The following is a 20,649-nucleotide window of genomic DNA, read 5'->3' as shown; positions in this document are numbered from 1 at the left end:
CCGGGCGGGCCTGTTCTGACGGGTCTGGCCCCGCAGACCCGTTGCCGCAGATCCGCCTGCCCGCTGGACATTCCCGCAGACGCCCCGCACTCTGCTTCCAAAAGGAGTGCAGGGCATGACACGCAAGATCATCATCGACACTGATCCGGGGCAAGACGATGCGGTGGCCATCCTCTTGGCGCTGGCCAGTCCGGAACTGGAGGTTCTGGGGATCACCTGCGTTGCGGGGAATGTGCCGCTGGAGCGGACCGTCACCAATGCGCGCAAGATCTGCGAACTGGCCGGCCGACGGGAGGTGAAGATTTTTGCGGGCTGCGACGCGCCACTCGCGCGGCCCCTGATCACCGCCGAACATGTGCATGGCAAAACGGGGCTTGACGGGATCGACCTGCCCGCCCCCACGATGCCCGTGCAGGAGATGCATGCGGTGGATTTCATCGTGCAGACCCTGCGCGATGCGGCGGATGCCAGCATCACGCTGGTGCCGGTGGGCCCGTTGACCAATATCGCAACCGCGCTGCGCCGCGCCCCCGAACTGGCCTGTAAAATTCAGGAGATCGTGCTGATGGGCGGGGCCTATTTCGAGGTCGGCAACATCACCCCCACGGCCGAGTTCAACATCTATGTCGATCCCGAGGCGGCGCAGATCGTGCTGGCCTCCGGCGTTCCGATCACCATGATGCCGCTGGATGTGACCCATAAGGCCCTGACCTCGGCCGACTGGGTGCGGAGCCTGCGCGATCTTGGCACCTTGCTGGGCGAGGCCGTGGCCTCCTGGACCGATTTCTTCGAACGTTTCGACAAGGAGAAATACGGATCGCAAGGTGCGCCTTTGCACGACCCCTGCACCATCGGCTACCTCATCGACCCGAGCCTTTTCGCGGGGCGCCATATCAATGTCGAGGTCGAGGTGCTTTCGCCCCTGACATTGGGCATGACCGTGGCCGACTGGTGGCGCGTCACGTCACGCGCCCCCAATGTGATGTTCATGAACGAGGTCAGGCGCGATGCCTTCTTTGCCCTGATACGGGACCGGATCGCCCGCCTCTAGCCTCGCGTTTCAGGGCTTTCCAGCAAGGCCAGCAGACGGGCCTCTGCCGCAGACAGCCCGCGCAGCTTGACGGGCGCCAGATCGGGCAACCGCCCCGCCTCGGCCAAGGCAATCACCTTCGGGTGGATATAGCTGTTGCGCGCCACTGTCGGGGTGTTGTTCAGACGCGCGGCCGCCGCGCCGGAAAGCGCCTTGATCGTCCGTCCGCCCGCCTCGGCGGCCTCAAAGGCGGCAAGACTGCCGGACCATGTGCGGAAGGTTTTGGCCGTGAAATTTCCCTGACCCAAGTCAGAGAGATAGGCATTCAGCTGGTCAGAGCCGAGCGCGCGTGGCGCTCCGTCCTCGTCGATCCAGGTGATCAGCTCCGCCCCCGGTAAATCGCGCGCCTGATCAAGCACTTTCAGCAGCTTGCGGTCGGTCAGGCGGCGGCGTATTTTCTTGCCGCCTTTGGCGGTATAGCTCAATCGCAGCCCGTCCTCGCAAAGCCGCATCTGGCGACGGCGCAGGGTCAGCGCCCCGTAGCTGCCATTGGCCTGCGTATAGGCCGCATTGCCTACGCGCATCGCCAGACGGTCGATCAGCAGCACCGCCGCGGCAAGGGCGAAGGACATCTCGCCCGGCCCCTCGGCCAGATCACGGGTGACCGCGCGCCGGATACGCGGCAAGGCATGGCCGAAACCGGTCAGGGTCTCGAATTTCTCTGCCGCCCGCGCCTCGGACCAGAGCGGATGATAGCGGTATTGCTTGCGCGTGCGGGCATCCAGCCCCGTGGCCTGTAAATGTCCGTTCTCGCGCGGCGAGATCCAGACCTCCTCATAGGCGGGCGGAATGCCCAGAGCTTCGATACGTGCGCGTTCGGGGCCACGGGCCAGCGTGGTGCCGTCGGGCAGCGTGTAGCTGAACCCGCGCCCACAGCGCCTGCGCGCGATGCCGGGACGGCTGTCGGGGTAAAAGCACAGCCCCTCTGGCAGGTCTTCCGGCGCAGCCCGCACCTTCATCTGCGGTCCGCAGGCCGCCTGCAATGACGTCTCCTGCAGACTGGCTGATGCCGCCCCTGCCATTCACCCCGCCTCCAGTTCGGAGCCAAGCTTGAGCACCCGCGCCCCATCCTCCTGATGGATCTCGTAGGCGGGATTTTCGGCGCTGCCATTGCGGGCGATCGTGCTGCCATCGATCTGGCGCTCTACCCGCATCTCATGGCGGCTGGCAATCTTGCCCCTGGCCTCGCCCTGCCCCCAGCTCCACGTGACCCACTGGCCGGTCCGGAACGCATTCCCCATCGCCTCTCTCCTCTTGCTGCCTGCGCAACGCCAACGGGATGGCCCGCAAGAAGTTCCCGAAAACGCGCGGGGTTCCCGAAAGGCGGCCTTGCCCCTATATCTGCGTCAACAGGAGGCCCCATGACCGCATCCCATCCCATTCCCTTCACCAATAGCTATGCCAATCTGCCCGAGCGGTTTTTCGCGCCGCAAGCCCCCACGCCGGTCTCTGCGCCCGCGCTGATTGCCGTCAATGACGCGCTGGCCCGCCAGCTTGGTATCGCCCCCGATTTCCTGCGCAGCCCCGAGGGCGTGGCCATGCTGGCGGGCAACCACCTGCCCGAAGGCGCCCAGCCGATTGCTCAGGCCTATGCGGGCCACCAGTTTGGCAGCTGGGTGCCGCAACTGGGCGATGGCCGTGCGGTGCTGCTTGGCGAGGTCACCACACCGCAGGGCAGTTATGACATCCAGCTCAAAGGGGCAGGCCCCACGCCCTTCTCGCGCCGTGGCGACGGTCGGGCATGGGTTGGCCCCGTGCTCCGCGAATATGTGGTCTCCGAGGCAATGGCCGCCCTTGGCCTGCCCACCACCCGCGCCTTGGGAGCGGCCTTTACCGGCGACACTCTCCTGCGCGATATGAAGCGGCGGCGGGGGGCGGTGCTGGCGCGGGTGGCCCGCAGCCATGTCCGCGTCGGCACGTTCCAGTATTTCGCGGCCCGTGGCGATGTCGAGGCGCTCCAGATCCTGACCGATCATGTCATCGCCAAGCTCTATCCCGACTGCGAGAACGCGCTGGATCTGTTAGAGGCCGTTGTCGCGGCGCAGGCGCGCCTTATCGCCGGATGGATGAGCCTCGGCTTCATTCACGGCGTGATGAATACCGATAATATGGCAGTTTCCGGCGAGACCATCGATTACGGCCCCTGCGCCTTCAGCGATATCTACCATCCCGAGATGGTGTTCAGTTCCATCGACCAGTATGGCCGCTATGCCTATGGCGCGCAGCCGCAGGTCGCGCTGTGGAATCTGGCGCAATTCGCCACCTGTCTCGTGCCCCTGATGGGGCCACAGGAGGCCGCAGTGGAACAGGCGACCGCAGCCATCAACACCTTCACACCGCTTTATCAGGCCGAATGGCTGGGCCGCTTCGGTCGCAAGATCGGTATTGCCGAAGCACAGCCCGAAGATCTTCCGCTGATTCAGGACTTTCTGACGGCCCTGGCACAAGGACAGGGCGATTTCACCCGCAGCTTTACCGCCTTACGACGCGGCGGGGATGCGGCACAGGAACTCAGCGATCCGGCGCTGCTGGAGACCTGGACCCCGCGCTGGCAGACACGTCTGGCGCAGGAAGCGGACCCGCAGGGCGTGATGGCCGCCGCCAATCCGCTCCGTATTCCGCGCAACCACCGCGTTGAAGCCGCGATTATGGCCGCAGAAGATGGCGACCTGACCCCCTTCGAGACGCTTATGAAGGCTCTGGCGCAGCCCTATGGCGAGGCCCCTGAATTTGCCGTTTTCGAGGCAGCGCCCGCGCTTTCGGAACGGGTCATCCGCACCTTCTGCGGCACCTGATCCTAGCGCCTGCGCCCGCGCCGCCGCTTGCCGATCTTGCGGAAAAAGCGGCGGTTGCGGGTCACGAAATCCTCGAAAAAGGCACGGGTAAAGCCGGGGCCGCGCCCGTAAAGATAGGCCCAGCCCGCCAAAGCCCCCAAAGCGCCACCGATCACATCGACGATCAGATCGCCCATCGTATCCATCAGGCCCGATTTCTGCATATTCGTGCCGAAAATCTGGTCCATGCCGAATTCGAAAATCTCCCATAGCGCCCCGATCGTCACCGCGAAGGAAAAGGCGATCAGCGCCATCGCCCAACGGGGAGCGGCATAGCGGTCCCCTTCGAACAGCATGAAAACGAACACAAACCCCACCAGCCCGAAGCCAAGCGCCGAGCCCCCATGCAGCGCGATATCCCACCACCAGAAACGGTTGTAGAAATCGAATGCCTCACCGAGGAAGATGGTGGCGAAGATAAAGCCCGTCACCGCCACGACCAGCGCCGTGGGCATCGAGATCCCGATGCGCGAGCTGACATAAAGCGGCACCAGAGTCAGCACGAAGGTAAACAGGGCCACCCCCGCCAGCGGCCACTGACGCTCGAACAGCGCAAGCAGGAATTCAAAGGCCAGCATCCCCCAGATGACCTTGACCGGCCAAGGCTGCATACGGGCGATATCGAGGGGCGTCTTGCGTGTCATACGCGAAATATGAGACAACTCCACCGGTTCGGAAAGACCGCAGTGCCGCCCGACCCCACGCGATCACAAAAATTTTCGGATCAATCCGCCACGAAACGAGATTTTTTTCCGCAGACAGGGTGACAAACAGAACCGGCATTCTATATCGGGCCTCAAGATAGGCATGCTGATAACCAATGACTCTCCGAATAGCCTCGTACAATATCCACAAATGCGTCGGTGTTGATCGCCGTCGGGACCCGCATCGCATCATCGATGTCCTCAATACGCTCGATGCCGATGTCATCGCGTTGCAGGAAGTCGACAGGCGGCGCGGCGCGCGCCCTGCGGCCCTGTCGGCAAGCCTGATCGAGGCCGAAACCGACTTCCGCACCATCGAGCAACCCCGCACCGGCCCCGACAGTCTGGGCTGGCACGGGCAGGCGTTTCTGGTCAAACGCGGGGTCGAGATGCTGTCCTGCGCAGGGATCGAACTGCCGGGGCTGGAGCCGCGCGGAGCCTTGCATCTGAGCCTCAAGGCCGAGGAGGATCTGCCCTTCTCGATCTTTGCCGCCCATCTGGGGCTACGCCGCACCGACCGCCGTGCGCAATGGACGCGGATTGCCAAGGAAATGCTGGCCGCCTCTCCGTCGCCTGCACTGGCCATCGGTGATTTCAACGAATGGTCGGGCCGCAACGGCTTCGAGGCCCTGGGCGGGTTTACCGTCCATGCGCCCGGCGCGACCTACCCTTCGGTCGCACCGGTCGGCAAACTGGATCGAATCGTCACCTGCAACCGCGCCCATATCACCCATATGTCGGTGCATGACACGCAGCTGACCCGCCGTGCCTCCGACCACCTGCCGATCTGGGCCGATATCGGCGGGCTGCGTCGCAGACGCTGATCGCAGAAGCACGCCGCGCCGGCGGACCGGCCCTGCGCGGCCGCTTCATGCGGGCCGCGCATGTCGCCCCGTCACGGGGGCATTTCAGAAATTTCATCAAGTTGCGTCGCTAACAGCGCCGTTAGCGGTAACAACGCCCTTTTCACCACTGCCGCCCAAGGATATAGCTTGGCACGGCCCATACAGCACCAAAGTGCAATGACAAGGGAAGAGAGTATAATGAGCACCATCATCGACATCCACGCGCGCGAGATCCTCGACAGCCGCGGCAATCCGACCGTCGAGGTCGACGTGATTTTGGAAGACGGCACCATGGGTCGTGCGGCTGTTCCCTCGGGGGCCTCGACCGGCGCGCATGAAGCCGTTGAAAAGCGCGATGGCGACAAGTCGCGCTACATGGGCAAAGGCGTGCTTGACGCGGTTGCCGCCGTCAATGGCGAGATCGCCGAAGCACTGGTTGGCGCCGATGTGACCGAGCAGGTCGAGATTGACAATGCCATGATCGAACTTGACGGCACCGAGAACAAAAGCCGCCTTGGTGCGAACGCGATCCTGGGTGTGTCGCTGGCCTGCGCGAAAGCTGCCGCCGATTACACCACCCAGCCGCTTTACCGCTATGTCGGCGGCACCTCGGCCCGCGTACTACCGGTTCCGATGATGAATATCATCAACGGCGGCGAACATGCCGACAACCCGATCGACATCCAAGAATTCATGATCATGCCGGTCTCGGCCGAAAACATCCGCGACGCGGTGCGCATGGGTTCGGAAGTCTTTCACACGCTGAAAAAAGAGCTGACCGCGATGGGTCTGTCGACCGGCTTGGGCGATGAGGGTGGCTTTGCGCCGAACCTGTCCTCGACCAAGGAAGCGCTGGATGTGATCCTGAAATCCATCGAGAAAGCGGGCTATAAGCCGGGCGAGGATATCTATCTGGCGATGGATTGCGCCTCGACCGAATATTACAAGAACGGCAAATACGAGATGAAGGGCGAAGGCCTTTCGCTGACCTCGGAAGAAAACGCCGAATATCTGGTCAAGCTGTGCAACGAATATCCGATCATCTCGATCGAAGACGGTATGGCGGAAGATGACTGGGCGGGCTGGAAGATCCTGACCGAGAAACTGGGCGACAAGATCCAGCTTGTGGGCGACGATCTCTTCGTGACCAACCCCAAGCGTCTGGCCGATGGCATCAAACAGGGCGTGGCAAACTCCATGCTGGTGAAAGTGAACCAGATCGGCTCGCTGACCGAGACGCTGGCCGCCGTCGATATGGCGCACCGCGCACGCTACACCAACGTCATGTCGCACCGCTCGGGCGAGACCGAGGATGCGACCATCGCAGACCTCGCCGTGGCCACCAACTGCGGCCAGATCAAAACCGGCTCGCTGGCACGTTCGGACCGGTTGGCGAAATACAACCAGCTGATCCGCATCGAGGAAATGCTGGGCGAGACCGCAATCTACGCGGGCCGCTCGATCCTGAAATAATCCGGTCTCTCCGGTAAGATCCAAAGGCGCGGCACTGTCCGCGCCTTTTCTTTTGGCCAAGTTTGTTTGACCAGAGGTTTCCGCTTTCGGAAACCTGACAGGTGACTTTCGCGCAAGACGGAAAGCATTTGTCTGGCTAGTTTGCCCCCACGCACCGGTCGCGTCCACTCCCGTTTCCCAGCCTCCCGCCAAAGCCGCGCGGGGGGATCGAAAGGACATCCCATGCAACGACCGCTTCTTCTGGGCATTCTGGCCACCGCCTTCTGGGCCAGCAATTTCGACGCCACCCGCATCGCGCTTGAAAGCCTTGCCCCCCTGACCGCCGCCAGCCTGCGATTTGTCATTGCGACCATCGCCATCATGACCCTTCTGGCCTGCACCGAGGGGCTGGCACTGGCCCCGTTGCGCCGCAATCTTCTGGCCTTCCCCGCATTGGGCATTCTGGGGGTGGCAGGGTTCAATGCCGCGCTCTGTATCGGGCTGCAAAGCTCCAGCCCGCTGACGGGGGCGCTGATCATGGCCACAACGCCGCTCAGTTCGACACTTCTGGAAAGCCTTCTGACGCGCAAATGGCCTGCGGTACAAACCTTCTGCGGTATGGCACTGAGCCTGTTCGGGGTGGCGCTGGTGCTTGGCCGTGGCCATTTCGCGACGATAGGGGCAATGCTGACACCGGGAGATCTGGTGATCTTTGCAGGCTCTCTGGCGTGGGCGGCCTATGGTGTGGGGTGCAAACGCTTCGTAAAGGACGCCTCGCCATTGGCCATCTCAAGCTGGACCATGCTGTTCGGCACGATTGCCTTGGTGCTGACGTCGCTGACAGAGGGAAACCCGCTCCGCGCCGCGTGGCGGGCCGCTCCCGACGCGCTGCTGGCCTCGCTCTGGATGGGGATCGTGGGCTCGGCGCTGGCCTATATTTTCTGGACGATCGCGATTGCAGGACGGGGCGTGGCGCGCACGGCGATCCTGTTCAATCTCGTGCCGGTCTTTGCCATGCTGATCGGCTGGGGCATCGGCCGAGCCCCCGCGCCGCTGCAGATCCTCGGCACGGCCATCACGATCCTCGGTGTCGCCCTGACGCAAATGCGCCTGTCGCGCTTGACAGCACGCCCGTCCCGCGGCCCAATCGCATCATGAGCATTGCCGATCAAATCATCAGAACCCTGGATCTGGCCCCCCATCCCGAAGGGGGCCATTACCGCCAGACATGGATCGCCGAGGGCACGGGCCGTGCTGCGGGCACCTGCATCTATTTCCTGCTGAAAGCCGGAGAGACCAGCCACTGGCACAGGATCGATTCCACCGAAATCTGGCTCTGGCATGCAGGGGCACCGCTGACACTGTCGCTTTCGGCCAGCGACGAGGGGCCTGCAACCGACCACCGGCTTGGCCCCGACATTCTGTCGGGCGACCGCCCACAGGTGATTGTGCCGCCCCATTACTGGCAGGCCGCCCGCAGCACAGGCAGCTATAGCCTTGTCAGCTGCACCGTTTCTCCCGGCTTCCGCTTCGAGGGCTTCACGCTGGCGCCCGAAGGGTTCGACATCGCGCGCGGCTGATCAGTTGGTGCAGAAAAACCGCTGCCCCGTATCCGTGACCCCCCAGTATTCGACAAAATCGAAACCGTGATCGCTGCATAGGCCGCGCGCCTGCGCATAATTCTCGCCCGCAGGCGCGTCTTCGTCGAAGTCGTGATCGATTTCCGAGAAGGTGATCATCTGGCCGTTATAGATATAGCCCGGAGCCTCCTGCCCCGCCATCGAGGCCGGTCTGGGAAGATCGGGCAAAGCGGGAAGATCGGGAAGATGTGGCAGGAAATTGGGCGGCGCGATGCGCGAGGCGATCTCGGGGGTGTGCCCACATCCCCAAAGAAGAAAGGGCAACAAAATCATAAACTTGTTCATCCACTCGGCCTTTACGTATTTTTATCGTTGAAAAGCCGGGCAAATTTATGCCGATCACGCGGGTTCACAAACCCGAGATCCCGAAGGTGTTAATGAATGATTAATTCTGTTGCCGGAAAATCGCGCCTTTACACGGGGTAGTTGATCTGCCCGCCCCCGACTTGCGCAGCAACACCCGTGGTCGCCGGACCCGAGGTCGGCAGCCCCCGCGCCACCCTGACGGCCAGATAGGCAAACGCCTGCGCCTCCAGCATATCGCCATCCAGCCCCAGATCCTCGACAGGGGCCACCGCGCAGGGCACACGCCTCGCGATCTCTGCCACCAGCGCCTCGTTCAACCGCCCGCCGCCGCAGAGATAGAGATGTTGCGGCATCTCCCTGAAATGCTCGAACCCGCGGGCGACCGATGCCGCAGAACAGGCCGTCAGCGTGGCCGCCGCATCGGCATCGCCCAGCCCCGAAACCAGTTCCAGCACGCCATGAAAATCGTTCCGGTCCAGAGATTTCGGCGGTATTTTCAGAAAATACGGATGGGCAAGAAACGCCTCGACAACCGCCTCGTCAACCTTGCCCTGCGCGGCAAGCGCGCCACCTTCATCCTGACCGAGATTGAAGCGCAGCCGCATCAGGTCATTGATGGGAGCATTGGCAGGGCCGGTATCGAAGGCCAGCACCGCTGCCTCCTCCTCGGGGGCGGCGCGGCGCGGATCGACCCATGTGACATTGCCGACCCCGCCCAGATTGAGAAAGACACAAGGCGTGTCCAGCCCCGCCCATTTGGCGCAGGCAAAATGGAAATAGGGCACAAGCGGTGCCCCCTGCCCGCCAAGCCGGACATCCGCCGTGCGGAAATCCCAGACCACAGGCTTGCCCAGCACCTCCGCCAGCACCGCCCCATCGCCTGCCTGATGGGTCCCCCGCCCGCGCGGCTCATGCGCCAGCGTCTGGCCATGAAAGCCCACGATCTCGGCCTCGGAAAAGGCACTGAGAATTTCGGCATGCGCCGTCTCGACGACCTCTGCGGCAGGCTCGACCGCAGTCTCTCCCTGCCATGCCCCCAATGCGCTGTGCAGAACGCCCCGCTCGGCCTCGCTATAGGGCCGGTAATCGGAGCGCCCGAAATCCAGAATCCGCAGACCATCGGTCAATAGCAACGCCGCATCCACGCCATCAAGTGACGTGCCCGACATCGCGCCCACTGCCCAGACAGGACCTGCTTTCAACATGGCTTCCCCTTTAGGTGACACAAGGATATACGCATGCCCATAAGAAAGGAACAAGCCAGATGACATACCATCCCAAATCGGACTTCCTGCGCACCATTATCGAGCGCGGATTCCTGGCCGACTGCACCGACCTGCAGGAGCTGGACCAGAAACTCTATTCCGGGACGGTCACTGCCTATATCGGCTATGACGCCACGGCCGCCTCGCTGCATGTGGGCCACCTGCTCAACATCATGCTGCTGCGCTGGTTCCAGAAATGCGGCCATAAGCCGATCACCCTGATGGGCGGCGGCACGACAAAAGTGGGCGACCCCTCCTTCCGCTCGGATGAACGCCCGCTTCTGGGGCCGGAGCAGATCCAGGCCAATATCGACGGCATGCAGAAAGTCTTCGCCCGCTACCTCGATTACAAAGAGGGCGGCAATGGCGCGCTGATGCTCAACAATGCCGAATGGCTCGACAGCCTGAACTACCTCGACTTCCTGCGCGATATCGGGCGGCATTTCTCGGTCAACCGCATGCTGTCGTTCGAGTCGGTGAAATCGCGTCTGGACCGTGAACAATCGCTGTCCTTCCTCGAATTCAACTACATGATCCTGCAGGCCTATGACTTCCTCGAACTGAACCGCCGCTATGATTGCGCGCTTCAGATGGGCGGCTCGGACCAATGGGGCAATATCATCAACGGGATCGACCTGACGCGCCGCGTGCTCGACCACGAGATCTTCGGCCTCACCACACCGCTCCTGACCACCTCCGACGGCCGCAAGATGGGCAAATCGCAGGGCGGTGCGATGTGGCTCAATGCCGAGATGCTCAGCCCCTATGAATTCTGGCAGTTCTGGCGCAACACCACGGACGCCGATGTGGGCCGCTTCCTCAAGCTTTACACCGAACTTCCGGTCGAGGAATGCGACCGTCTGGCCGCGCTGCAAGGCTCGGAAATCAACGAGGGCAAAATCATCCTCGCCCGCGAGGTGACCACCCTCCTGCATGGCGCCGAAGCCGCCGCCGCCGCCGAAGCCACCGCGCGCGAAGTCTTCGAGAAGGGCGGCACCGGCGATGATCTGCCTACGCTGACCCTCTCGGCGGACGAACTGGGCGACGGCATCAGCCTTGCCCAGCTTGTCACACGCTCGGGCCTTGCCAAAACCGGCAAGGACGGCAAGCGGCTGATTGGCGAAGGCGGCCTGAAAGTGAATGACGAGACCTGCACCGAAGCAGGCCGTATGTTCACCGCATCCGACTTCGAAACGCCGGTCAAACTCTCAGCGGGCAAAAAACGCCACGCCCTCGTACAAATCGGCTAAAAATCAAAGGCGCCCCACAAGGCGCCTTTTTCCATCCGGCATCCAGCTGCCCGAAATATCCTCGGGGGTGAATTGGGCCGCAGGCCCAAGAGGGGGCAGACAGCCCCCTCACTTTCAAACATCGAAACGAAAAAGGCGGAGCCGCTTACGGCCCCGCCTCTCTCATTTCCAAAACAGGACGACCTCAGGCCGGTTCATGCGCCAGCGAGGCGGCATGGATGCTGTCGATGGCCGAGGCAAGTGCGGCATCGAATTCCGCATCGGATTGTTTATCCGACATCCCTTCGGTCAGGGCACGCGAGAACGAGGCGATCATCCCGTCATTCTTCGACAGGATCGCATTGGCCTCATCGCGCGCATAACCGCCCGACAGCGCCACGACCTTCAACACGCGCGGATGATCCACCAGCGGCTTGTAGAAATTCGCAACCGTCGGCAGCGACAGTTTCAGCATCACCTGCTGATCGGCAGGCAGAGCATCGAGATGCTTGAGGATCTCGCTGCGCAGGATGGCTTCGGCCTCGGCCTTGTCGGAAATCGAAATCGTGACTTCCGGCTCGATGATCGGCATCAGACCATGTTTGATCACGGTCGCAGCCAGATCGAATTGCTGCGCGACAACCGCCGCGATCCCGGCCTGATTGGCCGCAGAAATGACCGAGCGTTCCTTGGTGCCGAAAATACCCGCTTCACGGGCGCGGTCCAACAGCGCGTCCACACCCGGAATGGGCTTGAGAAGCTGCACACCGTTCTCTTCCGCTTCCAGACCCTTGTCGATCTTCAGGAAGGGCACAACGCCACATTTCTCGTTGAGGTAGGTCGCGGTCGCAATACCATCGATCTCGCGGTCCATCGTCTGTTCGAACAGGATCGCACCGATCACCTTACCGCTGGAAAACGCGGGGGATTTGATAATGCGGGTCCGCATTTTGTGGATCAGATCGAACATCTCGGTGTCGTTGGAATATTCGCTTTCCTCGATACCGTAAAGGCGCAGAGCCTTCGGCGTCGAACCGCCCGACTGATCGAGCGCGGCGATGAAACCCTCGCCCTTGGAAATCTGTTCGGTTTGTTGCGCGTTCGGCATATATCTCTCCCTCCGATACGGAGACTGAATTGTGGGCCAGTTCCAGACCTAGCGCGATGCGCGGGGTTAGACAATCTTGGTGGCGCTAACCGACTTGGATTATTTCATTTTGTCGGTCTGCTGCGCGGAAAGCGGCCAGAAATCCCCCCGCTTCGCCCGTCAGGCGGCACCGTGAAAAGAAAACGGGGCGGCCCGCAAGCCACCCCGTTTCCAGTGTCCCTATTGACCGGATCAGTCTTCCAGAGCTTCCACCCCCGGCAGAACCTTGCCCTCCATCCATTCAAGGAAGGCACCGCCTGCGGTGGAAATATAACTGAACTTCTCCGCCGCGCCGGCCTTGTTCAGGGCAGCCACGGTGTCCCCGCCACCCGCCACCGAAATCAGCTGACCCGCCTGCGTCAACTCTGCGGCTTTGGCAGCCGCGGCATTGGTGGCCGCATCAAAGGGCGTAATCTCGAAAGCCCCCAGCGGGCCGTTCCAGATCAGCGTGCGCGAATCTGCAAAGACCTTCGAGATCCGAGCCACGGCCTCGGGACCCGCATCAAGGATCATCGCATCCTCGGGGCAGGCATCGGCGGCAACGGTCTCATGCGGCGCATTGGCCTTGAACTCGCGGGCAACGACCACATCCGAGGGCAGCACAATCGTACAACCGGCAGATTTTGCCTTTTCGAGAATCTCCAGAGCAGTCTGCGCCATATCGCGCTCGGCCAGCGACGTTCCGACAGAAATGCCTTGCGCCACGAGGAAGGTATTGGCCATGCCGCCACCGATGACCAGATTGTCCACCTTGCTCACCAGATTTCCCAGCAGATCCAGCTTGGTCGACACTTTCGCCCCGCCGACAACCGCTGTTACCGGACGCTCCGGATCCCCCAGCGCGGCCTCCAGCGCCTTCAGCTCCGCTTCCATCAGACGCCCCGCAGCACTGGGCAGAACACGGGCCAGAGCCTCGGTCGAGGCATGCGCACGGTGGGCCGCCGAGAAAGCGTCATTGATATAGACCGATCCAAGCGCGCCCATCGCCGCCGCCAGCTCGCGGTCGTTCTTTTCCTCGCCCTCGTGGAAACGGGTGTTTTCCAGCAGCAAAACCTCGCCCGCAGGCAGGGCCGCCACAGCCCGCTTGGCCGGACCGCCAATGCAATCCTCGGCAAAATGCACCGGAACGCCCAATGCGGCCTCAAGCGCCGGAACCAGCGGTTTCAGGCTCATTTCCGGCACGACTTTTCCTTTGGGGCGGCCGAAATGGGCCAGAAGGACGGGCTTCCCGCCTTTGGCCAGAATATCCTTGACGGTCGGAACGATCTTGTCGATCCGCGTGGTATCCGTCACACGTCCGTCCTCGACCGGAACGTTGATATCGACGCGAACAAGGGCAACCTTGCCCTCCAGTTCCAGATCGTCGAGGGTTTTCCATGCCATGCGTTATCTCCTCATTCCGGCACCAAATCAGGGGATGGGGTGCCCGTTGTGCCGCAACTTGCACCGTCCATGAAATGGCGTCAACACACGCAATCACCAGACATGACCCGCGCGTGAGAAGGCGTGAAAACGAAAAACGAAGGTTTCGGCTTTCCATAGCGGCCCTGTCGTGTAGATTGCGGGCCAAATCCAGGAGGACCTCATGGCCGAATATAAAGACCCCGAGAACACCATCATCATCGAATTGAAGGATGGTCCCGTTGTTATCGAGCTGATGCCCGAAATCGCGCCGAAGCATTCCGAGCGTATGAAACAGCTGGCCCGCGACGGTGCCTATGACAACGTGGCCTTCCACCGCGTGATCGACGGTTTCATGGCGCAAACCGGCGACGTGGCGAATGCGAATATGGAAAAAGACTACAATCCGGGCCGCGCAGGCACCGGCGGGTCCGAATATGACGACCTTCCCGCAGAATTCTCGCGTATTCCGCATGATCGCGGCACGCTGGGGGCTGCCCGCTCGATGAATCCGAACTCGGCCAACTCGCAGTTCTTCATCAACTTCTCGGACAACCACTTCCTGAACGGCCAATACACCGTTTATGGCCGCGTGATCTCCGGAATGGAATTTGTCGACAAGATCGTGCGCGGTGAACCGCCGGCGAATCCCGACCGCATGATCAAAGTCACGGTGGCCGCCGATGCGTAATCTTGTTGCGGCAGCCCTGATTGCGATGGGTGCCGGGGCAATGACCACTGGCGCTTATGCCGAAGACACCGCGCCCGACGGGCCCGGCCCGAATCTGACGCTGGAGATCGGCGGCTCGGTTCAGGGCGAGATCGTCATCGACCTGCTGCCCGATGTCGCCCCCAAAGCGGCGGAACGTCTGGAAGAGCTGGCCAAGGAAGGCGCGTATAATGACGTGGTGTTCCACCGCGTGATCGACGGCTTCATGGCGCAGACGGGCGATGTGCAATTTGGCAAGCGCGGCTCTTCGCAGATCGAGATGGCGGGGATGGGCGGCTCGAACAAGCCCGACCTTCCGGCCGAGTTCTCGAAACGCAAATTCGTGCGCGGCATTGTCGGCATGGCACGCTCGCAATCGCCGAATTCCGCCAATTCGCAATTCTTCATCATGTTCGCGGATGCGCCGCATCTGAACGGGCAGTACACGGTTGTCGGCCATGTCATCAAAGGCATGGATATCGTCGACCAGATCAAGAAGGGCGATCCCGCGAAAAACGGCTTGGTCGATGACCCCGATTACATCGTTTCGGCAACGGTCAGCAAATAAGATCCCGTGCCGAGACCCGGCCCAAGCTTGCAAGGCGTCCCAAAGGGGGCGCCTTTTTATGTTCCGGTCCCCTTTCCATGCAAAAATGCCTAGGCGAAGCGGGGCGCTTCGTGGCATAGTCGGATCTCAGGCCCGACAAGAGGCCGCGCAGAACGCGCAAAGAACTGGCAGAGCAAAATGGCGCCCTTGCGCGCCTGATATAGGCAGAACATGCAGCAGAAAAACCGGGCGGTCGGTCCGCTGATCTTCTTTTCCATCGCCTTCGTGCTGGCGGCATATTTCACCTTTGCCGCCGTGCAGGGATCTTACGGGATATTCAAGCGGGTGCAGATCGAGGCCGAAATCACCGACATGACGCAAAAGCGCGACGCACTGCGCGACGAGGTCAAGCGTATGGCGAATCTGACGCATCGCCTGTCGGATGATTATCTGGACCTCGACCTTCTGGACGAGCAGGCGCGCAATATCCTTGGACTGGTGCGTGGCGACGAGGTCGTCATTCGCTAAAGCGCCCGAAATGTGGACATTTTTAGCAACCCGCAAGCTTGCCTTGCGGGTTTTTTGCGTCATCCTTCTCCACATACCATCACTTTATGCCCGCAGAAGACACTGTTGCATATCGCGGTGATTGTCTTTGCAGATGCTTTCCGCTAGAGATGGTTTAATACTGAACTATCCGCTTTTAGGGAGGATGCCTATGGCTGCTCGCAAGAGTTCGGGGACCGCACCCAAGGCTGGTGCGAACGTCTCCAAGGACGAGCTTCTCAGCTACTATCGTGACATGCTGCTGATCCGCCGCTTCGAAGAGAAGGCAGGCCAGCTTTACGGCATGGGGCTGATCGGTGGCTTCTGTCACCTTTACATCGGTCAGGAGGCTGTTGTTGTGGGCCTTGAGGCCGCCGCGAAAGAGGGCGACAAGCGCGTGACCTCGTATCGCGACCACGGGCATATGCTTGCCTGCGGCATGGACGCCAAGGGCGTGATGGCCGAGCTGACGGGCCGCGAGGGCGGCTATTCGAAAGGCAAAGGCGGCTCCATGCACATGTTCTCGAAAGAGAAGCATTTCTATGGGGGCCACGGCATTGTTGGTGCGCAGGTTCCAATTGGCGCAGGTCTTGCCTTCTCGGACAAGTACAAGGGCAATGACAATGTGACCTTCGCCTATTTCGGCGATGGTGCGGCCAACCAGGGTCAGGTTTACGAGACCTATAACATGGCGCAGCTATGGGATCTTCCGGTCGTCTTCGTCATCGAGAACAACCAATATGCAATGGGCACCTCGGTCGCCCGTTCGACCAAATCCCCGGCGCTGTGGAAACGCGGCGAGGCCTATGGCATCTCGGGCGAGGAAGTCGACGGCATGGATGTTCTGGCGGTCAAAGCGGCTGGCGAAAAGGCCGTGGCACACTGCCGTGCGGGCAAAGGCCCCTATATCCTCGAGGTGAAAACCTACCGTTACCGCGGTCACTCGATGTCGGACCCCGCGAAATACCGCTCGCGCGACGAAGTGCAGAAGATGCGCGAAGAGCGTGACGCCATCGAGCATGTCCGCCAACTGCTGCTGACCGGCAATCATGCCACCGAAGATGACCTGAAGGCCATCGACAAGGACATCAAGGCGATCGTCAACGAGTCGGCTGAATTCGCGAAAGAAAGCCCCGAGCCCGCGCTCGAAGAGCTCTGGACCGACATCTATGCCGACGCGGCACCGCAGAACGCCTGAGAGGGAAGAGAAGAATGGCAACTGAAATCCTGATGCCCGCCCTGTCGCCCACTATGGAAGAGGGCACTCTGGCGCGCTGGCTCAAGAAAGAAGGCGATACCGTCTCCGCAGGGGATATCATCGCAGAAATCGAAACCGATAAGGCGACGATGGAATTCGAAGCGGTCGATGAAGGCACGCTGGGCAAGATCCTGATCGAAGAAGGCACCGAGGGCGTGAAAGTGAACACCCCCATCGCGGTTCTTCTGGAAGAAGGCGAATCGGCGGATGATATCGCATCGGCTTCGGCACCTGCGGCAGAGGCAGCCCCTGCCCCCGCTTCGGTTCCCGCTGCTGCCAAAGACGACACGCCGGATACGCCCCTTGCGCCGAATACGACGCCGGATTGGCCCGAAGGCACCGAGATGAAGACCCAGACGGTCCGCGAAGCCCTGCGCGATGCGATGGCCGAAGAGATGCGCGGCGACGAGAACGTCTATCTGATGGGCGAAGAGGTTGCCGAATACCAAGGCGCTTATAAGATCAGCCAAGGTCTTCTGGACGAGTTCGGCTCGAAGCGCGTGATCGACACCCCGATCACCGAGCATGGCTTTGCCGGTATCGCAGTCGGCGCGGCTTTTGGTGGCCTGCGCCCGATCGTCGAATTCATGACCTTCAACTTCGCTATGCAGGCGATTGACCAGATCATCAACTCGGCGGCAAAAACGCTCTATATGTCGGGCGGCCAGATGGGGGCACCGATGGTGTTCCGTGGTCCGAACGGTGCGGCAGCCCGCGTGGGTGCGCAGCACAGCCAGGATTACGCCGCATGGTATGCGCAGATCCCGGGCCTCAAGGTTGTTCAGCCCTATTCGGCAGCCGATGCGAAAGGCCTCTTGAAATCGGCGATCCGCGATCCGAACCCCGTCATCTTCCTTGAAAACGAGATCCTCTACGGGAAGTCGTTCGAAGTGCCGGTGATGGATGATTTCACCGTTCCGATCGGCAAGGCGAAAGTCTGGCGCGAAGGTACGGATGTGACCATCGTCTCCTTCGGCATCGGCATGACCTATGCGCTGGAAGCGGCAGAGAAACTGGCAGAGGAAGGCATCTCGGCAGAGGTCATCGACCTGCGCTCGATCCGCCCGCTGGATTACGACACCGTGCTGGCTTCCGTCATGAAGACCAACCGCTGCGTCACCGTGGAAGAAGGCTTCCCCGTCTGCTCCATCGGTAACCACCTGTCGGCTGTCATCATGGAACGCGCCTTCGACTATCTGGACGCGCCCGTGATCAACTGCACCGGTAAAGACGTGCCGATGCCCTATGCCGCCAACCTCGAGAAACTGGCTCTTGTCACCACCGATGAAGTCATCGCTGCGGTGAAAAAAGTCACCTATCGCTAAGGAGATCCAGAGATGGCAACTGAAATCCTGATGCCGGCCCTTTCTCCGACGATGGAAGAAGGCACGCTGGCGCGCTGGCTGAAAAAGGAAGGCGACACCGTCGCCTCCGGTGACATCATCGCGGAAATCGAGACCGATAAAGCGACGATGGAGTTTGAAGCGGTTGACGAGGGTGTGCTTGGCAAGATCCTCATCGCGGAAGGCACCGAAGGCGTGAAGGTCAACACCCCGATCGCCGTGATGCTGGAAGAGGGCGAAGACGCCTCGGCCATCGAGACCGCGTCGAACCCCGCAGCCCCTGCCAAGGCGGAAGCGCCCGCAGAGGCTCCCAAGGCCGCAGCCACGCCTGCTGCTGCGGCACCGGCCCCTGCAGCCCCCGCCAAAGACGGCAAGCGTATCTTCGCCTCGCCGCTGGCACGCCGTATCGCGGCCCAGAAAGGTCTGGATCTGGCGACTATCGCGGGTTCGGGTCCCAAGGGCCGTATCGTGAAGGCGGATGTCGAAGGTGCAACCGCTGCGCCCAAGGCCGAAGCGGCTCCGGCCAAAGCCGAGGCGCCTGTCGCCAAAGCAGCCCCCGCTGGCCCCTCTGCCGATGCCGTCATCAAGATGTATGAAGGCCGCGCGTTCGAAGAGGTCAAGCTGGACGGGATGCGCAAGACGATTGCCGCGCGTCTCTCGGAAGCCAAGCAAACGATCCCGCATTTCTACCTGCGCCGCGACATCAAGCTGGATGCGCTGCTGAAGTTCCGCTCGCAGCTGAACAAGCAGCTGGAAGGCCGTGGGATTAAGCTGTCGGTGAATGACTTCATCATCAAGGCCGTGGCCCAAGCACTGCAGGCTGTGCCGGATGCGAATGCTGTCTGGGCGGGCGACCGCGTGCTGAAGCTGAAGCCCTCGGATGTGGCTGTGGCCGTGGCGATCGAGGGTGGTCTCTTCACGCCGGTGCTGAAAGACGCCGATATGAAGTCGCTTTCGGCGCTCTCGACCGAGATGAAGGATCTGGCCAAACGTGCGCGCGACCGCAAGCTTGCACCGCATGAATATCAGGGCGGCTCCTTCGCGATCTCCAACCTCGGCATGTTCGGCATCGATAACTTCGACGCCATCGTGAACCCGCCCCATGCCGGCATCCTCGCCGTGGGTGGTGGTGTGAAAAAGCCGGTGGTGAATGCCGAAGGCGAGATCGAAGTGGCCACCGTAATGTCGGTCACCATGTCGGTCGATCACCGTGTGATCGACGGGGCGCTTGGCGCGGATCTTCTGAAGATCATCGTCGAGAACCTCGAAAACCCGATGACGATGCTGGCCTGATAGGTCAGTGCGCGGCAGGGGTGCAAACGCCTGCTGTAACAAAAACAAAACGGGCTACCGGCATAACCGGTAGCCCGTTTTTCATATAGCAAACATCCGCCACGCGGGCTGACGCTCTCACAAATCGTGCTATTTTTCCAAAAGATGATCCATTGATACCGACGGCTGGCTGCAACCGGCATCTCCCACGATGCGGGCGGGCACCCCTGCGACCGTCTTACACGGCGGCACCTCGTTCAACACGACCGACCCTGCCGCGATGCGGGAATTGTCTCCCACCCGAATATTGCCCAGCACCTTGGCACCGGCCCCGATCAATACGCCATTGCCGATCTTGGGATGTCTGTCTTCCTCTTCCTTGCCGGTCCCGCCCAGCGTGACAGAATGCAGCATCGACACATTATCCCCGACCACAGCCGTCTCGCCGATCACGATAGAATGCGCATGGTCGATCATCACGCCCTGCCCGATGCGGGCAGCGGGGTGAATATCGACACCGAACATCTCGGAGGTACGCATCTGGACATAATAGGCCATGTCCTTACGCCCCTCCGACCACAGCCAATGGGCAATCCGGTAGGATTGCAGCGCCTGAAAACCCTTGAAAAACAACAGGGGTTGCATCAGACGGTGGCAAGCCGCGTCGCGCTCGTAAACCGCAACCAGATCGGCACGCGCTGCCGCAATCAGATAGGGGGCCTGCGCATAGGCATCATCCGCAATTTCGCGCAGGATCTGCTCGCTCATTTCGTTCGACGCCAGTTTCAACGAGAACCGGAAAGACAGCGCCCTCTCGAAAGTGGGGTGATGCAAAAGACCGGCATGGATCAGCGATCCAAGAAGCGGCTCGTTCTGAACGGCCGCGCGCGCCTCGGTACAGATCCGCTCCCAGACAGGATCAACGGTGGCAATTCTGACTTGGGGCTCAGCCATGACGTCTCCTTTGCGCAGCAAATGCGGGCTCACCTTCACAGGCATGCTCTAGCACAATACCACATGGAGGCCGACCAGAGATAAACCAAGTGCAAAATAGAGAAAAG

The 20,649-nt window shown here is 61.4% G+C and carries 21 protein-coding genes; 13 read left to right on the top strand and 8 right to left on the bottom strand.

The genetic code is table 11. The features are described 5' to 3' along the window. Positions 1-115: 115 nt before the first annotated feature. Positions 116-1,051: a nucleoside hydrolase gene (locus WDB86_RS02280; RefSeq protein ID WP_406736481.1), complete on the top strand. Its 936-nt coding sequence runs from the start codon at positions 116-118 to the stop codon at positions 1,049-1,051. Here WDB86_RS02280 and WDB86_RS02275 read toward each other — a convergent pair. Next, a complete protein-coding gene (locus WDB86_RS02275) occupies positions 1,048-2,112 on the bottom strand; it encodes a DNA topoisomerase IB (RefSeq protein WP_406736480.1) in 1,065 nt (354 codons plus the stop codon). The genes WDB86_RS02280 and WDB86_RS02275 overlap by 4 nt on opposite strands. Further along, positions 2,113-2,331: a DUF2945 domain-containing protein gene (locus tag WDB86_RS02270; protein WP_406736479.1), complete on the bottom strand. Its 219-nt coding sequence runs from the start codon at positions 2,329-2,331 to the stop codon at positions 2,113-2,115. 120 nt (positions 2,332-2,451) lie between these two features. On the opposite strand from WDB86_RS02270, the gene WDB86_RS02265 reads away from it, so the two are divergent. Further along, the gene (locus WDB86_RS02265; protein ID WP_406736478.1) at positions 2,452-3,885 is read left to right on the top strand and encodes a protein adenylyltransferase SelO; all 1,434 of its coding nucleotides are present in this window, start codon (positions 2,452-2,454) and stop codon (positions 3,883-3,885) included. 2 nt (positions 3,886-3,887) lie between these two features. Here the strand turns inward: WDB86_RS02265 and WDB86_RS02260 are convergent, their stop codons facing one another. Next, the gene (locus WDB86_RS02260; protein ID WP_406736477.1) at positions 3,888-4,568 is read right to left on the bottom strand and encodes a hypothetical protein; all 681 of its coding nucleotides are present in this window, start codon (positions 4,566-4,568) and stop codon (positions 3,888-3,890) included. Between the two features lie 176 nt (positions 4,569-4,744). Between WDB86_RS02260 and WDB86_RS02255 the strand changes: the two genes are divergently transcribed. The 4 genes from WDB86_RS02255 (at position 4,745) to WDB86_RS02240 (ending at position 8,505) form a co-directional block, all read left to right on the top strand. Further along, positions 4,745-5,452 (top strand): endonuclease/exonuclease/phosphatase family protein, encoded by a 708-nt coding sequence (locus tag WDB86_RS02255; RefSeq protein ID WP_406736476.1) that lies wholly within the window; start codon positions 4,745-4,747, stop codon positions 5,450-5,452. Positions 5,453-5,671: 219 nt separating this feature from the next. After that, entirely contained in the window at positions 5,672-6,946 is a 1,275-nt protein-coding gene (eno, locus tag WDB86_RS02250) for a phosphopyruvate hydratase (protein WP_406720845.1), read from the top strand. A gap of 222 nt (positions 6,947-7,168) precedes the next feature. Then, on the top strand, positions 7,169-8,083 hold the full coding sequence (locus WDB86_RS02245) for a DMT family transporter (protein ID WP_406736475.1): 915 nt from the start codon (positions 7,169-7,171) through the stop codon (positions 8,081-8,083). After that, the gene (locus WDB86_RS02240; RefSeq protein ID WP_406736474.1) at positions 8,080-8,505 is read left to right on the top strand and encodes a cupin domain-containing protein; all 426 of its coding nucleotides are present in this window, start codon (positions 8,080-8,082) and stop codon (positions 8,503-8,505) included. Before WDB86_RS02245 ends, WDB86_RS02240 begins: the two co-directional genes overlap by 4 nt. Here WDB86_RS02240 and WDB86_RS02235 read toward each other — a convergent pair whose 3' ends face one another. Then, on the bottom strand, positions 8,506-8,850 hold the full coding sequence (locus WDB86_RS02235; RefSeq protein ID WP_406736473.1) for a hypothetical protein: 345 nt from the start codon (positions 8,848-8,850) through the stop codon (positions 8,506-8,508). A gap of 128 nt (positions 8,851-8,978) precedes the next feature. Further along, a complete protein-coding gene (locus tag WDB86_RS02230; protein ID WP_339107441.1) occupies positions 8,979-10,076 on the bottom strand; it encodes an anhydro-N-acetylmuramic acid kinase in 1,098 nt (365 codons plus the stop codon). Positions 10,077-10,135: 59 nt separating this feature from the next. Between WDB86_RS02230 and tyrS the strand changes: the two genes are divergently transcribed. Continuing rightward, positions 10,136-11,386 (top strand): tyrosine--tRNA ligase, encoded by a 1,251-nt coding sequence (tyrS, locus tag WDB86_RS02225; RefSeq protein WP_406736472.1) that lies wholly within the window; start codon positions 10,136-10,138, stop codon positions 11,384-11,386. 184 nt (positions 11,387-11,570) lie between these two features. Here tyrS and WDB86_RS02220 read toward each other — a convergent pair whose 3' ends face one another. Then, entirely contained in the window at positions 11,571-12,473 is a 903-nt protein-coding gene (locus tag WDB86_RS02220) for a fructose bisphosphate aldolase (RefSeq protein WP_339107444.1), read from the bottom strand. A 231-nt stretch (positions 12,474-12,704) separates the two neighbouring features. Then, positions 12,705-13,895 (bottom strand): phosphoglycerate kinase, encoded by a 1,191-nt coding sequence (locus WDB86_RS02215; protein WP_406736471.1) that lies wholly within the window; start codon positions 13,893-13,895, stop codon positions 12,705-12,707. Positions 13,896-14,097: 202 nt separating this feature from the next. On the opposite strand from WDB86_RS02215, the gene WDB86_RS02210 reads away from it, so the two are divergent. The 6 genes from WDB86_RS02210 (at position 14,098) to WDB86_RS02185 (ending at position 19,609) form a co-directional block, all read left to right on the top strand. Beyond that, a complete protein-coding gene (locus WDB86_RS02210) occupies positions 14,098-14,604 on the top strand; it encodes a peptidylprolyl isomerase (protein ID WP_339107446.1) in 507 nt (168 codons plus the stop codon). After that, positions 14,597-15,190 (top strand): peptidylprolyl isomerase, encoded by a 594-nt coding sequence (locus WDB86_RS02205; RefSeq protein ID WP_406720851.1) that lies wholly within the window; start codon positions 14,597-14,599, stop codon positions 15,188-15,190. The genes WDB86_RS02210 and WDB86_RS02205 overlap by 8 nt, the downstream gene beginning before the upstream one ends. 210 nt (positions 15,191-15,400) lie before the next feature. Continuing rightward, on the top strand, positions 15,401-15,697 hold the full coding sequence (locus WDB86_RS02200; RefSeq protein WP_339107447.1) for a septum formation initiator family protein: 297 nt from the start codon (positions 15,401-15,403) through the stop codon (positions 15,695-15,697). A 190-nt stretch (positions 15,698-15,887) separates the two neighbouring features. After that, entirely contained in the window at positions 15,888-16,913 is a 1,026-nt protein-coding gene (pdhA, locus tag WDB86_RS02195; RefSeq protein ID WP_339107448.1) for a pyruvate dehydrogenase (acetyl-transferring) E1 component subunit alpha, read from the top strand. A gap of 14 nt (positions 16,914-16,927) precedes the next feature. Next, positions 16,928-18,298 (top strand): pyruvate dehydrogenase complex E1 component subunit beta, encoded by a 1,371-nt coding sequence (locus WDB86_RS02190; RefSeq protein ID WP_406720852.1) that lies wholly within the window; start codon positions 16,928-16,930, stop codon positions 18,296-18,298. Positions 18,299-18,310: 12 nt separating this feature from the next. Next, positions 18,311-19,609 (top strand): pyruvate dehydrogenase complex dihydrolipoamide acetyltransferase, encoded by a 1,299-nt coding sequence (locus tag WDB86_RS02185; RefSeq protein ID WP_406736470.1) that lies wholly within the window; start codon positions 18,311-18,313, stop codon positions 19,607-19,609. 129 nt (positions 19,610-19,738) lie between these two features. On the opposite strand, the gene cysE is transcribed toward WDB86_RS02185, so the two are convergent. After that, positions 19,739-20,542: a serine O-acetyltransferase gene (gene cysE, locus WDB86_RS02180; RefSeq protein ID WP_339107451.1), complete on the bottom strand. Its 804-nt coding sequence runs from the start codon at positions 20,540-20,542 to the stop codon at positions 19,739-19,741. Between the last annotated feature and the right edge of the window lie 107 nt (positions 20,543-20,649).

The sequence above is a fragment of the Thioclava sp. GXIMD4215 genome, from assembly GCF_045291555.1.
In the GTDB taxonomy this organism is placed as follows: Bacteria; Pseudomonadota; Alphaproteobacteria; order Rhodobacterales; family Rhodobacteraceae; genus Thioclava; species Thioclava litoralis.
Note: the sequence above shows the minus strand (reverse complement) of the source record. Positions and strands in the feature narration are given on the sequence as shown.